Annotated in this window: 12 protein-coding genes; all 12 read left to right on the top strand. The window is 50.9% G+C overall.

The annotated features are described in order from the left end of the window. The first annotated feature begins 313 nt into the window (after positions 1–313). The 12 genes from DW088_RS01700 to DW088_RS01645 all read left to right on the top strand — a co-directional run bounded on the left by DW088_RS01700 (position 314) and on the right by DW088_RS01645 (position 13,565). Positions 314–3,259, top strand: coding sequence for a hypothetical protein (locus DW088_RS01700; protein ID WP_118359047.1), 2,946 nt, complete (start codon positions 314–316; stop codon positions 3,257–3,259). A gap of 149 nt (positions 3,260–3,408) precedes the next feature. Beyond that, on the top strand, positions 3,409–3,621 hold the full coding sequence (locus tag DW088_RS01695; RefSeq protein WP_118359045.1) for a hypothetical protein: 213 nt from the start codon (positions 3,409–3,411) through the stop codon (positions 3,619–3,621). Beyond that, complete coding sequence (locus tag DW088_RS01690; protein ID WP_118359043.1) at positions 3,618–4,823, top strand: hypothetical protein; 1,206 nt, start codon at positions 3,618–3,620, stop codon at positions 4,821–4,823. Before DW088_RS01695 ends, DW088_RS01690 begins: the two co-directional genes overlap by 4 nt. 3 nt (positions 4,824–4,826) lie before the next feature. Continuing rightward, the gene (locus DW088_RS01685; RefSeq protein ID WP_118359041.1) at positions 4,827–5,186 is read left to right on the top strand and encodes an HU family DNA-binding protein; all 360 of its coding nucleotides are present in this window, start codon (positions 4,827–4,829) and stop codon (positions 5,184–5,186) included. Next, on the top strand, positions 5,186–6,253 hold the full coding sequence (locus DW088_RS01680; protein WP_118359039.1) for a hypothetical protein: 1,068 nt from the start codon (positions 5,186–5,188) through the stop codon (positions 6,251–6,253). The genes DW088_RS01685 and DW088_RS01680 overlap by 1 nt, the downstream gene beginning before the upstream one ends. Next, positions 6,253–7,965 (top strand): hypothetical protein, encoded by a 1,713-nt coding sequence (locus DW088_RS01675; RefSeq protein WP_118359037.1) that lies wholly within the window; start codon positions 6,253–6,255, stop codon positions 7,963–7,965. Before DW088_RS01680 ends, DW088_RS01675 begins: the two co-directional genes overlap by 1 nt. Before the next feature lie 15 nt (positions 7,966–7,980). Next, positions 7,981–9,576 carry a hypothetical protein gene (locus DW088_RS01670; RefSeq protein ID WP_118359035.1) on the top strand — a complete coding sequence of 532 codons (1,596 nt, stop codon included), beginning with the start codon at positions 7,981–7,983 and terminating at the stop codon, positions 9,574–9,576. Positions 9,577–9,579: 3 nt separating this feature from the next. Then, positions 9,580–9,768 (top strand): hypothetical protein, encoded by a 189-nt coding sequence (locus DW088_RS01665; protein WP_118359033.1) that lies wholly within the window; start codon positions 9,580–9,582, stop codon positions 9,766–9,768. Next, entirely contained in the window at positions 9,761–11,293 is a 1,533-nt protein-coding gene (locus DW088_RS01660; protein ID WP_118359031.1) for a hypothetical protein, read from the top strand. Before DW088_RS01665 ends, DW088_RS01660 begins: the two co-directional genes overlap by 8 nt. A gap of 25 nt (positions 11,294–11,318) precedes the next feature. Beyond that, positions 11,319–11,765, top strand: coding sequence for a hypothetical protein (locus DW088_RS01655; RefSeq protein WP_118359029.1), 447 nt, complete (start codon positions 11,319–11,321; stop codon positions 11,763–11,765). Between the two features lie 72 nt (positions 11,766–11,837). Then, positions 11,838–12,836: a hypothetical protein gene (locus DW088_RS01650; RefSeq protein ID WP_118359027.1), complete on the top strand. Its 999-nt coding sequence runs from the start codon at positions 11,838–11,840 to the stop codon at positions 12,834–12,836. A 63-nt stretch (positions 12,837–12,899) separates the two neighbouring features. Beyond that, positions 12,900–13,565, top strand: a complete 666-nt coding sequence (locus DW088_RS01645) for a hypothetical protein (protein ID WP_118359025.1) — start codon at positions 12,900–12,902, stop codon at positions 13,563–13,565. Positions 13,566–13,578: the final 13 nt, after the last annotated feature.

Below are 13,578 nucleotides of genomic sequence, written 5' to 3'. Positions count from 1 at the left end.
AGGAAGTGCAAAATATTATGAACGCAAACACAAATAAGGAGAGCGAGGCGGCCGCTTTTGCCGCCAGAAAACCAATAAAAGGAGAAAACCAAATGAAGAAAAACCACTGCATCCACGATGACTGCGAGTATTGCTCGCGCTACAACTCCTGCAACATGACAGCAGATGATGTCTGCGGGTACGCAGTTGTATAGGTAGATCTTGAGCCAAGTGAATATTGGCTCGAAATGAGTTACTACCAAGCGGGCGACCCTGACGCGCACTTGTCTATGCGTGATCGTCTCCGCGCCGAGTACAGTGGCGAGGTGACTGAATGACGAATGCCGTATACATTCCAAGTGTGGACGGCAAGGATGTCTACCTCGCAAACCACTATGACCGTCCAACCGAGATCGGATACAACATCCGGTCTTCGGACGGCGGGTTCAATCTGAAGCGATTCAGAAACACGCTGGATTACTCGCTCGACCTGCTCAAGTTGAGAGATGTCTACGAGCGGGTATACCGCCGCAGGAATTTCTCTTTTGAGCTGGGCGGTAAGGAATACACCCACCGTGTTATCAACGTGACGGCGCATTACGCCGTCAAGGCATTCAATCGTATCCGCAAGACGCTGTACATCAAAAACGGCTGGCGATACGATGAGATTGCCGAGAATATGGATGACTGTGCGTATGTTGTCGACGGCGAGCTGATTGCCATCCAGTGTGACACGAATGTCCAGAACCCCCTACCCCCTTCCGTACTCGGCAAGTATTTTTATCTGGAAGACGGCCAGTACAAAGCGAAGATTAACATTGCCACTGAGGTTAGTGTTGCTGACATCCGCGAGGAGCTTTACGAAAAAGGCTTCTATTGTGACGGCATCCATTATGTTCGTTACAAGCGGTCGGCCGGTTCCTCTCGTGTCGGCAAATGTTTGTACATCGACGAACGCCTCTACCCTGCTATGCACAAGTGGGAGATGTGCGGCATTAAAGTGCAGCCGGGACAGGCGATTGACCTCGCTGCTCTGGAAAGCTATATCGCGCTGACGGCAAGCTCTATTGTGGACACGCTGGAGGTGCGGCCGGAGAACTTTCTGGTAATCGATGATTTTGAGAGCACGTTTACGGATGACGTTATCGCGACCAGAGTGCGTGAAGACGGTCATCTGGTGTCTGGCCCCGAGCACGTCGAGATCACGAACAGCATCTGGGACGGTCAGTCTTTGATGGACAAGTCCCTGTTTGGCCCCAAGTACGAGCAGTACGGCATGCTGCTGCTCCGGAACCGATTTTTCAAGTCCTGCTGCTTCAACGCGAACATTCAACAGTTCCTTGCTGACCACGGGATTACGAAAATCGAGCAGCTGAACGGATTCACGTTGGCGAAGTCCATAGAGGACATCAAGCTGATAACTACGCCGTCCAGCATTAAGTATTTGAAGTTTGGCCGGCTGCGCGAGTGGCTGAAGCGCACCGACCCTATGTTCGGTGTGGTAAAGCATGAGAAGAAGACGCACTTCTTTGACGGACGTATGGTGTCTACCCATTATCAATTGCTGAATACTCTGCAGATGTCGCAGGAAGAGGTGGATGAGTTCCTCGAGCCGTCCATCGAGTACATGCGACAGCTGAAGAACAATCCGGCGGTTATGCGCTATCATCTGAAACAGCAGTCGGCGGCTAGTGAGATGAAATCTCCCCTGCTGACCAGAAACGACATTATCTTCCGTCTGTTGGGTATCAACGACAGATTCGCACAGACGCAGATGTATGCCGAGTTCCGAGACGGGCTGATTCGTGCGTATCAGAACAACATCCGTCGCGGACATGTTTTGGTCAACGGTAATTATTCGACTCTGGTCGGCAATCCACTGGAAATGCTGAAAGCGTCTATCGGGCAGTTCGACGGCGAGTCGTCTATCCCGGCCGGTCATGTGATGTCACTGCGGTTTGATGAAGGTCAGCGTCTGTTGGGGTCGCGCAGTCCGCATGTGTGTCAGGGGAATATCTTGCTGGCGGACAACCTGTATGTGCCTGAAGTGCGCCGGTATATGAACTTAACAGAAGAAATCGTATGCTTGAATTCTATCGGCGAAAATATTTTACAAAGATTGTCAGGCGCTGATTTTGACTCGGACACATGTATGTTGACTGACGATCCAATGCTGATTAAAGCGGCTGAGAAGAATTACTCCCTCTTCAAAGTTCCGACTTCGTTGGTTGAGTCTAAAAAAACCAAGCGTGCTTATACCAGTGCCCAGCAGACAGACCTCGACATCAAAACTAGCGAAAATATGATCGGCGAGATTATCAACCTTTCTCAGGAGCTTAACAGTCTGCTTTGGGATAAGCTCAACAGCGGCGCGGCTTTTGAGGATGTGGCTGAGATTTACTATGACACGTCTATGCTGGATGTCATGAGTGGCCTGGAAATTGACAAAGCAAAAAAAGAATTCGTGGTAAACAACCGCGACGAGTATAAGCGACTGAAGGCTAAGTATGAGCGCCGCGACGACAAGGGTCGCGCGATTAAACCGAACTTCTTCGGGACGCTGGCTCGCCGTAAAGGATACTACGACAGCGAAAAGAAAGCCTATCTGTTTCACAAAACCACGATGGACTACGTTCAGCACACAATCAACCGCTGCCGGTTTTGGAGAGGCTCGTACAAAGCAAACAAGCCCTTTAGTTATGTAATCGACCCGGTAATGGTCGGTACGGCCGGAGCGCGGTATGAGCTGGCACGGAAGTTCATCGAAGCTGTCCGGGATGCTCGCAGACAGATAGCTTCCATTTATGGAGCTCTGGCATCTCCTGTTAAAGATGGAGATAATCATGATGCCAATGAACGTTACGAAGCATACTGGGATGAAATCAAGGAAATTAAGCGAGATTTGATTGAATATGTTGGAAAATACAAATGCAATACGGCTACTATGTATGTTATCTTGCGTGACATGGAGAAAGAAGAAAATTCAGACGTGAGTAAGCTGCTCTTCGATTCTTTGTTCGGGACGGCGAACTCTTCGTTCTACGAGATGCTCGAGACGAGCCGTGAGCCAATTCAGATCGCGACCGAATGCCTGACAGGTAGTGTAAAGCTGTACGGTTATACATTTGAGGCGTATGAGGCAAAACGCCGTGTGTTCGAAGAGCTCTACGAAGCAGAAAAAGAAGAACGTCGCAAAGAACGAAATCGACCTCACACTATGCAGGAAATTGCGAAGATCCTCCGAGCGAACATCGAGAAAAAGCAGAAAATGACAAGTTGACATAAAAAATCGAGAGAAGTATGACACATAAAAATGGGGCGATATTCCGAAATTTCGGGAATCGCCCCATTTTTTATTTTTCTCCAAAGTGGTATAGAAAGCGATTTTTCGTCGTTCTAACCTATCAAAAATTAAGGAGACATAACGATTTGATCCGAATTTCCAAGGCTGAGAGAGCCACTATCTACAAACTTTATCCCGAGCTTCGTGTTCCGCGTACCGCCACCGGCAAGTATTGGCTGTGCGAAGAAGAGAAGTACCTCCGCGTTATTCCACATAACAAGGACGCCGCTGCACTGCTTGACGTTATCGACCGTCGCCGCGCACGACTGGCTGCCCTTGCCGAGGAGGCTAATGCGTGAAGACTGACTGGCTCAGAAAAGAAGATGAGAGCGAGTACGCCTACATTTATCGTATCGGTAACATCAAAGAGCAGATTGGTTCTTGGCAGGACGTCGCTGACCTGTTGAACTATCAGCTTGGCTACCAGTACACCGAGAGCAAGTACCGCAAGGACTATGCGGCATTCTGCAAACTCTTTGAAGCCAACCGCGATAAGCTGACCGATAACAGTGTTCAGCTTCACGAGATTGAACAGCGCGAGCTTGAGCTCCGCAAGGAACAGCGCAAGTTCTACGACCAGCGTCAGGCACTGACCCGCGTAGTCAACGCAAAGGCACGCGAAGAAAGCCTGCACGAGTGTATTATCCGCTCAGCTGAGCAGCTCAATATGAGCAAACCACTGGTTCCGCTGTCTCGAGCGGGAGAAGTCCATCGCCTCGGAACGGAAGCCCTGCTTGTCCTGACCGACTGGCACTATGGCATGGTATGCGACAACCCGTTCAATAGCTATAACCCAGAGGTATGCGCTCAGCGTGTCCGCCGCCTGGTTGATGAGACGGTAGAGCGTCTGCTGATGCATCAGGTCACCGACCTGCACATTCATCTGCTGGGCGATTTTGCTCATGGAGCAATTCATCCTACGGTGCGACTGGAATCAGTCGAGAACACCTGTGACCAGCTGATGCGCGTCTCAGAAATTCTTGCCGAGGCAATTCATGAGATCTCTGCGGCTGTAGACCGTGTAGATGTGTTTTCTACTTACGGCAATCATATGCGAACCGTCCAGAACAAAAAAGAAAGCATCCACGCCGATAACATGGAGAAAATCATACCTTGGTGGCTGGCAACACGACTCAAGGATGACGATACCATCAACGTCTGCCCGATGTGCGAGGAGTTCATCACAGACTTCATCGGCGGCAAGACCGTTGTTTCTACACACGGCGATCTGGACACTGTTCGAGACTTTGGCGTGACGGCGAATATGCTGCTGTCGCGCGACCTTGGCACTCCGGTGGATATTGCCATCATGGGTGACAAGCACCATGCAGAATCGCTTGACCGATTCGGTGTGGACAGCATGATCGCGCCGGCTCTTTGCGGTTCGGATAATCATGCACATGGCAAGCGACTTTATGCTAAGCCGAGCCAGCTCCTGATGACTTTCGAGCAGGACTATGGCCGCGATGCCGTGTATTATCTCAAACTGGAGGAAAATTAAAGCATGGCAAGAGCCAAGAAGAAAGAAGATAAGAACACGCTGTATTACGCTGCGCTGTATTCGAAGCACTCCGAACTGTATGAGATGGCTTACGAAGACAGCAAGAAGGTTGTAAACAGCGTGCTGGATAGCATTAAGCAGCTTCTCAAGGAATGCGAGGTGCTCTCGCTGCCGGATTTCGGCAAGTTTGAAAACCACGAGCGTAAATCCTACCAGATGGTAGACAACTTCCCGGGTTCTGATGGCAAGAAGCGCATTGTACCGACTAAGCACACGGTACGATTCACTGCTTTCCCGAAGCTGAACGAAGCCTCCGACCAGTTCTACGCTACGATGCAGGAGGCGGAAGGTGGTGAGGGTTAATGGCATTAGTGCCTAAGATTCCCACCATCCCTAAAAAAGAAGACAAGCTCACACCCGCAGTAAAGCCGCACCAGATTAAGCGATGCGTCTGCTGCGGGACGGAATATTCCCGCGCGACTGATTTTTACAATGCACCGAACACAATGCTGTATCGCAACAACAGCGGCCGACTTCCTGTCTGCCGCGGCTGTATTGATGCGCTGTTCGACCGCTATCAGGAAATGTTCGATGCAGACACGGCGATTCGGCGTATCTGCATGAAGTTTGATCTATACTACTCCCCTACTCTGGTTGAAGCATCCAAAGAGATGGGAGCACATAAGAGCCGTATGTCGGCTTATATCGCAAAACTGAACCTTAACGCTTATGACAGCAAGACTTACGATTCGACGATTCGTGAGGAACAGGACTTGGCTTTGCAGACCTATGAAGATACCGAAACCCCTACTCAGCAGACAGATTTCCAAGTAACCAAGGAACTGATGAATGAGTGGGGGCTTAACTTTACCGCCACCGAGTATGAATTCTTGCAGAATGAGTATGAGGACTGGCTGGCGAAGTGTGTCGTTAAAGGCAAATCACAGCAATCTCTGGTTCGCGAGCTCTGTATCATCAAGCTGCAGCAGAACAAGATGCTGTTGGACGGCAAGGTGGACGTCTATCAGAAATTGACCGACACCTATCAGAAGACACTCGACCGTGCTGCTCTGACGCCGAAAATCGTTGAAGCAAAGGATCGAGAGTCGGAAATCCCGCTCGGAAAGATGATTAAACGATTCGAGGATCACGACCCGATTCCGGAACCGCTTCCAGAGTGGAAGGATGTGGACGGTATCATCCGTCTCATCAGCATTTACTTCCTCGGCCATTTGTGCCATATGCTTGGCATTAAGAACCGACACGCCAAGATGTACGAGGACGAAATGAACAAATATCGCGTCGATGACCCTGATTTGGAGGATCTCGATGATGAGGACGTCTTTGACGCCATTATGAATCGCGCTATGGAGGGTGTTGACCTTCTGGCAGAAAAGGAAGCCGGAGAAGAGAACGGCGGTGATGCCTGATGGATGCCACCAAAGCTGAAAAAATTGAACGAGGTATGTGCAAGTGGGTTAGTTTCTATCGAGCTAATCCACATCGTTTTGCTCAGGATTATCTCGGCATGAAATGGCTGGCGATGTTCCAGTGCATTCTACTGGACTTAATCTGTCTGAACACCTATGTGATGATTATCGCTTCTCGCGGCATGGGTAAGTCCATGATCGTGGCGGCGGCTATTTGTGTTCGATGCATTTTGTATCCCGGTCTGGAAGTCACTGTCGCAGCCGGCGTCCGAAGTCAGTCAACGAACCTATTGAACAAGATAGTCGAAAAGTTCATGCCTGACTCGCCCAATCTAACGAACGAGATTGAAGATTACAAGGTGACGCCTAGCGAGGCGTATATCAAATTCAAAAATGGCTCCGTGGTCAAAGTTGTAACAGCACGTGATTCTTCACGTTCTGCGCGTACAAACTGGATGATTGCGGACGAATTCGTGCAGATTCCGAAGGATATTATTGATAAGGTGCTCAGAAAGTTCAAAGCTGGCGAGCGTACCCCGGGCTTTTACAGTTTCCCGAAATACAAGAACTATCCAAAGGAACGTAACACGGAGACCTATATCAGCTCGGCATACTTCAAATGGCATTACAGCTGGGCGAAATTTAAGGCTTATTTTAAGTCGATGATCAAGAGCGAGCCGTATATCGTGTGCGGTTTCCCTTATCAGTTGCCTGTTTCTGCAGGATATTATCCGATGGAACAGATTCGAGAAGAGATGCAGGAAGATGATTTCAACGAAATCTCATGGAGCATGGAAATGTGCTCAGAATTCTATGGCGAATCTGAACGTGCATTCTTCTCTTTTACAGACCTGAACTCTGTACGGCGCATCACGCGCCCAATCTATCCGCGGCCTATGTATGCGGCACTTGGCGATCCCAAGCTGAAGTACCCAAGCAAGGAACCGGGGGAAATTCGCCTGCTGAGCTGCGATATCGCAACCTCCGGCGGCGCGAAGAACGACGCAACAGCGATCACCCTGTTGCAGCTCCTGCCTAACAACTCCGGACAGTATATCCGTAATGAGTGTTACATGGAGACCATTGATGGTGGTCATGGTCAAGATCAAGCAATCCGCATCCGTCAGCTTTATGACGATTTGGATGTGGATTATGTCGTAGTTGATACCAATGGTGTAGGCATCTCAATTTTCGACCAGCTTGTTCAAGACCTTTATGACGAGACCCGAGGAGTGGAATACAAAGCGTGGTCGTGCATTAACGATGAGAATATGGCTGCCCGCAGCCGTAATCCGAATGCGCCGCGTGTTGTGTACTCCATTAAAGCGAGTGCTAGTAAGAACTCTGAGATGGCAGTTTCCCTTCGAGACTGCATCAAGCGAGGCAAACTACGTCTGCTCATCAACGAAATTGATGGCGTTGAGCTGCTCGAAAAGAGCAAGGCTTACCGCAAGCTGTCCGTCGAGGAGCAGGTTGCATACCAGCATCCGTACTACCAGACTACCGCCTTTGTAAACGAGACGATCAACCTCGAATACGAGATGGCTGGTCAGAACATCAGGGTGTACGAAGTATCCGGTATGCGTAAAGACCGTTACTCGAGTCTGGCTTATGCCAACTACATCGCATCCGAACTAGAGCGCGACCTGCGCCGACGGTCAACGGATGAATTCAAATACGCGCCACGGTGCGTTTCGACCGTGGAATTTTAACTTGGAGGTGACATCATGGCTGAAAATCCAAAGCCGCTGATTGATGAGGCGGAAGATGGTGCAACTATCGTCACCTCATTTGCCGACCGCGAAACTGCGGAGCGATACAAGCACGCTGTTGCGACATATGACCCGCAAAATCGCATGTACAGCGCATATCTCAACGATGGCGCTTCAGCAAGTACGCTGACTACCAGCACGATCTCCTCTCTGGGTGAAGGAGCACAGTCCAATCTGTCCAGCGTCCAGAGCATCAATGCTATTATCCGCAAGTACATCAACATTGATGACATTGTCGGCATGGTCGTGCAGTCCATCCAGAACAATATCAACACGGATATCCGGCTGTCGTACCGTAATTTCAACGGTGCCCGCAACAAGACCAAAACGCTGGAAAAGGCACAGGCTATCCTGAATGATTTCAACTCTCAGGTGCGCGTTGAGCAGTTTATCCGAGAAGCGATCATCACGGCATATATCGAGGGCAACTTCGCGGCTGTGCTTCGCAATAACACGGAGAACTGGCAGATTGATTGGCTCCCGTTGGACATCATCGAGAACTCCGGCTATGAGAGCAATGGCAATCCGGTTCTTCTGGTGGGCATCGAAAACCTGAAGTCTGCACTGCAGAAGACCATGCTCAAGAACAAGCAGCGCAAGCCTCTGTTCTTCAACGACACGCAGGAAGAGGTTGAAGCAACCTTCCCGAAAGAGGTCGGTGAAGCGATGAAGGCTAAGGAGACCTATGCTATTCTTGACAACAACTACACTTACATGGTTCGCGTCAACAATTTTGGCAAGAAATATGGTGTTTCCCCTATCTTCCGTGCAATGTCTTCCGTTTTGATGCTGGAGACTTACCGCAACGCAGATGAGACCACGGCGAAAAGCAAGGCTAAGAAAATCATCCATCAGGTGATGAATGAGAAATGTCTTGGCCCCAGTGCTGACCGCCGTTGTTTTGAAGAGCAGGCATATAACCATGACAACCTGATGCAGGCGTGGAAAGCCAGCACGGTTGTTGTTACCACTGGTCCATCCGTTAAGGAAATCAAGTATGTTGAGCCGGAGGTAAACGAAACCTCCGCGGAAACGGTAAACCTGTACCGCAACAAAGTTCTTTCGTCTCTGGGTGTTGCCTTTCTGGCGGCAGATAAGTCCCAGACGGCTTCTACGGCTAACATCAACCTGTCACAGCTGCTCAAGTGCATCAACTCTATCTCTGAGCAGGTAGAGCGTATGTTGGAGCATTTCTACCGTCAGGTTCTGTCGCTCAACGGCATTGGTGCCGAGTATATCCCGAGTGTAAAGATTATCGACTCTGAGCTGCTCGACATGGATATGCGTATGGAGCTTAGTAAGCTGCTGTACAGCACGTTTGCCGTCAGCCGTGAGACTGCCCTCGGCATGGTCGGCATCGACCTTGAGGATGAACGGGTTAAGCGCGAAAAGGAAGAGGCTGATGGGCTTAGCGATATCTTCCTGCCGTATGCTACCTCGTATAATTCTGATGGCAGCGCTGACGGCGAGAGCGAACCCGGCCGACCGGCTGATTCCAATGACCCGGACAAACAGGGATACGACGAAACCTACAACGACACACGGGAGTAAGCCATGGGAATAAAGCTGAAACTGGTTTGCCCGCATTGCAAGCGGGACTACTTTCTATTATGCAAATCAGGCATCTGCAAACCAGCAGATGCCTTTTTTGAAGAAGAAAACGCTGAACTGATCGCACAAAAGCTGAAAGAGCGCGGCCTGGAGTTTGGCGTGACGAAGGAGGTGAACGAGACCGATGAATAAAGAAAAGACATTTCTGACCAGTAGCACGATTGAACTGAGCGAGGACGAAGAGAATTCTCAGTTTCTTACGCTTGTCAACCGTATCTGCTACTACGATGAGCCAAATCTGAACTCGGTTCTGCTTCCCTCCGATACTGCTGAAGAGTGCGCTCAGTCGCTGATTGACATGCCGGTATATGCAAAATGCCGCACGAACGCAGACGGCGAGCCGACATTCGGCAGTCACGAAGTTGCACTGGATGCAGATGGAGAGCTGTTCTTCGACACGACTCCGATTGGTGTTCACACAGCTGTTGAAATTAAAGATGACACGGTGGACGTAAACGGGAAGCTGGAGACACTCCCCTGCCTTTTTGCAACTCAAAAGATCTGGAAGCGCAATAAAAACGCTGTAGCGGCTATAAAACGGCTATTTGCCGAGGGTAAACTCCACAATTCGTGGGAGATTGCCAGCTATGAATACAGCTTTGCAGATGGCGTAAAGACCATCACCGGCTATGAATTTGAGGGCAATACCTTCCTCGGCTATGAATTTGCCGACCCTGCTTATGGCAAGGACGCGAAGGTTGTTTCTTTGTCACAGACCGATGAGCTGATGGTTGCTGAAGCGTTGAGCCGCGACCTGATCGACCAAAAATCGAGTAAGGAGGACGAAACTTTGAAGAAGAATAAGACTTCTGCACAGGTTGAGCCGCAGGTTGACCCTCAGGTTGACCCGCAGGCAACCGAGCCTGCTGTTGAGCCTGCACAGGCAGCTCCTGTTGAGCCGGCCGTTGAGCCGGCACAGACTGAGCCTGCAGAACCGCAGCCCGCAGAACCGGAAACCGCTTCTGAGCCACAGCCAGAAGAGCCTGCAGAACCGCAGCCGGAAGAGCCGCAGGGCGAGCCGGTAGTTGCTTCCCTGACTGACTGGGATATCCAGCGAAAGGTAGATCAGGGTGCACGAGACCTGATTGACGGCTGGTACTGGGTGGCTTATCTGTTCCCGGAGGAGCACAAGGCACTTCTGCGCGTAGAAGGCAGCGACGAACTGTCCTATATGCAGGTATCTTACGTTGTAAACGACGACGATACCGTTACCGTATCTGACCCGGTTGACGTAAAGCTGTCTGTTTCCGTGTCAGAAATCAACAGCAAGGTCGCTGAACTGACGGATACGATTGCTTCTCTCAACCAGAAGGTGAATGACCTGACGGCTGAGGTTGAGACGCTGACTCCGTACCGTGAAGCTGCTCAGAAGGCAGAACACGATGCGGCTGAGGCAAAGCTCCGCGCTTATGCAGAGAATTCCAAGCAGTTCACCGAAGAAGAGCTGCAGAGCGAGGAAATGACGAAGATTTTCAGCGAACTGGATGAGTCCGCGCTGAAGATGATGATTGCTGACCGTGTGGTTTCCGCACAGGCGCAGCAGATTCAGGCAACTGTATCTGCACCGCAGGTTCAGCTGTCCAATACTTCCAACCTGACGGTCAATGAACCGTCCGCAGACGGCGTATCTCTGATGCGTGCGTTCCTGCGCCACTAAAATCAAAAGAAAAGGAGAAATTGACATGATTCGAGAGCTTGAAACTGTACAGGGCAAGCCCGTTGAGCTGCTTCTGACTTCCGCAGTTGTTAAGAAGGGCGCGCCGGTAGACGTTGACTCTGAGGACCAGACCGTAAAGGCAACCGCAGAAGGTCTTGGCACCAAGCTGTGCGACGTAAACGCAAAGTACGAGGGCATCTACTCTATCGTTGAGCCGACCGACGGCGAGTTCGAGAAGGCTGCAGCTGGCGAGCACGTTCGCGTTATCCAGACCCTGCCGGGCGAGATGTATGCTACTTCCGAGCTGGACACCGAGACCCTGCAGGCTGGCGACAAGCTGCAGGCTAAGGACGGCAAGTTCGTAAAGGCAACTGCTGGTCAGTACGCTTACGAGTACCGCGGCATCTACTCTGATCCGACCGGTATCAAGATGGGCAAGATCGTGCGCGTAGAGGTTTCTACCGTAGCGTAAACCCTGTAAACCAACTACATTTGAGGAGTCTTGTACTCCTCTTTTCTATTTTTCAAAGAAAGGAAGATACACATGAACACTGAAATCAGTGCAATTATGGATCAGTCTGGCCGTGTTCTGGACTGGGCTAATGCTGTAAAGTATTCCCCGGCTGAGCTGTCTGCTGAGGACAAGGAAATCTCCGCAGTTACCGACGCTTGGGTAAAGGAGCTGGGCAAGACCGGCTATGACAAGGATCACGAGCTGTCCGCTCTGATTACCAAGACCTTCACTCCGGAGACCGTTTCTGCTCCGTCTGAGCTGATCGATATGCTGTTCGACACCGATTCCATCGGTGAGTTTGACGATTACCGTGTAACCGTTGACCCGAAGAACACCATCGAGGTATATGACGCAATCACCGGCGGCAACGTACCGCGTTCTTTCATTGACCACAAGGTTCTGAAGCCGACCTACTGCCTTCTGCAGGCTGAGACCTCTCTGAAGTTGGAGGACATCCGTCGCGGCGGCTACAAGTCTGTTGCAAACATGATCACCAACATCAACGAGGCTTTCGAGCTGGCTCGCGTTACCCGCATTCTGGAAATCCTCGACAAGGCTCTGGCTGGCGGCGAGAACGTATTCACCGAGACCGGCGCTACCCCGACTGAGGAAATCTGCCGCAAGCTGGCTACCTATCTGATGGACGTAACCAACGGCGAGACCCCGGCTATTTTCGGCCAGAACAAGTACATCGTTGGCATGACTGGTCTGCAGTCCGCTCAGTACGGCTTCTCTGATGCTGTAAAGAACCAGTACAACAAGGTTGGCAAGCTGGATATGTATGCTGGCTGCCGTCTGTTCGGTCTGTCTGGTGTTAAGAAGCTGGCTAACGGCAATCTCATCATTCCTGACAAGCGTCTGTTCGCAGCTGCTGGCAAGATTGGTAAGGTCATCACCCGCGGCGAGACCCGCACCTATCAGGAGACTGACATCAACAACGAGCAGATCCACATTAAGGTCGGCGGTTACTCTTTCGGTACTGTTGTTACCGACATTTCCAAGGCTGCAAAGGTAGTTTACAATCAGTAATCTGCCCTCGCGTAGGGCGGGCAACAGCCCGCCCAAAAAATAAATTTTCAAGGAGACAATATCTTGACTTATAAAGCAGATACCCCAGTAAAGGTATATAACCACAGCGTCAGCCCAATCAACCTGCCCGGTCAGTTCCGTGCATATTACCTTGATGGCACGCGCGGTGTTCCGACCGTTGTAACGATGCCGTTCTCGGATGTAGAGTACATCAACTCTCGTTCGCCTGTGTTCCGCAACGGCACGGTACAGTTCAGCGAGGCAGAGCGCGAGGATGTTTATCGTGCGCTGTATCTCGACAACTGGCGTGATACCGTTCTGTTCGATGAGGAAATCGACCGCATTATTCGTGAAAACGATATGGACGCGGCTGAGAAGTTCCTCAAGCTGACTACTGTTGCTGAGATTCATCGTGTTCGCGGTCACATGGTCGCTCTGGCAAACGACGACAATCTGGATATCTCCAAGCGCATGATCGACCTGATCGACCAGCGCTATGATGAGATTAACCACGGCGTTCGCAACACCAAGGTCAACCTCGGCAAGACCAAAGAACGCGCAATGCAGGACGAAGACCCGCGTATCTCGGTAATGATGGAGCAGATGGCTGCACTTCAGGCACAGCTGGCGGCCATGCAGACTGCATCGCAGACTGCGACTGCGCCCGCACCGAAGAAGCAGACCACTCGCAAGAAGGCTGCTCCGGCTGCAAAGACCGACGCTGAGTAAGCACGAGGAGGTG

The organism is Butyricicoccus sp. AM05-1, from assembly GCF_003474415.1.
Taxonomy (GTDB): Bacteria; Bacillota; Clostridia; order Oscillospirales; family Butyricicoccaceae; genus Agathobaculum; species Agathobaculum butyriciproducens.
Note: the sequence above shows the minus strand (reverse complement) of the source record. Positions and strands in the feature narration are given on the sequence as shown.

Coding starts and splice junctions, on each gene's coding strand:
- DW088_RS01700 (WP_118359047.1), top strand. CDS start 314: ATGACGAATGCCGTATACATTCCAAGTGTGGACGGCAAGGATGTCTAC.
- DW088_RS01660 (WP_118359031.1), top strand. CDS start 9,761: ATGAATAAAGAAAAGACATTTCTGACCAGTAGCACGATTGAACTGAGC.
- DW088_RS01685 (WP_118359041.1), top strand. CDS start 4,827: ATGGCAAGAGCCAAGAAGAAAGAAGATAAGAACACGCTGTATTACGCT.
- DW088_RS01675 (WP_118359037.1), top strand. CDS start 6,253: ATGGATGCCACCAAAGCTGAAAAAATTGAACGAGGTATGTGCAAGTGG.
- DW088_RS01650 (WP_118359027.1), top strand. CDS start 11,838: ATGAACACTGAAATCAGTGCAATTATGGATCAGTCTGGCCGTGTTCTG.
- DW088_RS01680 (WP_118359039.1), top strand. CDS start 5,186: ATGGCATTAGTGCCTAAGATTCCCACCATCCCTAAAAAAGAAGACAAG.
- DW088_RS01665 (WP_118359033.1), top strand. CDS start 9,580: ATGGGAATAAAGCTGAAACTGGTTTGCCCGCATTGCAAGCGGGACTAC.
- DW088_RS01655 (WP_118359029.1), top strand. CDS start 11,319: ATGATTCGAGAGCTTGAAACTGTACAGGGCAAGCCCGTTGAGCTGCTT.
- DW088_RS01670 (WP_118359035.1), top strand. CDS start 7,981: ATGGCTGAAAATCCAAAGCCGCTGATTGATGAGGCGGAAGATGGTGCA.